Origin of the sequence: Yersinia sp. 2542 StPb PI (assembly GCF_048593855.1) — a bacterium.
Classification (GTDB): domain Bacteria; phylum Pseudomonadota; class Gammaproteobacteria; order Enterobacterales; family Enterobacteriaceae; genus Yersinia; species Yersinia enterocolitica_E.
The window spans coordinates 1-339 of sequence record NZ_JAZGQA010000530.1 but is presented as its reverse complement, the minus strand read 5'-3'; the positions used below and the strand labels follow the sequence as shown (position 1 = coordinate 339).

Here is a 339-nt window from a genome sequence, read left to right as displayed (position 1 = left end):
ATGATAGACAGCTTCAATATTGTAACCATCTGGATCAAGAACAAATGCAGCATAATAGTTTTCATGATAATGAGGACGGTAGCCAGGCTCTCCATTCGATATTGCACCAGCTTCCATGGCAGCATTATAGAATTGATTGACCTCATTTTTGCTTGCAGCACGGAAAGCGATATGGCTTCTTGGGGTATAAGGTTTACCTTCCATTACCCAAAAGTCACCGCCGGGATCATCCCCATTGGCTGAAATTTTCACACCAAAACCACAGGCATCACCAAGGTTTAGACGTATCTCGTAATTGAGAGGTGCAAGCGCTGCACTGTAAAAATCTTTACTTATTAA

At 42.2% G+C, this 339-nt stretch carries 1 protein-coding gene; it reads right to left on the bottom strand.

The window, feature by feature from the left end:
* Positions 1-336, bottom strand: a 336-nt coding sequence (locus V1952_RS22625; RefSeq protein WP_420075646.1) for a VOC family protein, incomplete at its 3' end; no start/stop codon positions are given.
* Positions 337-339: the final 3 nt, after the last annotated feature.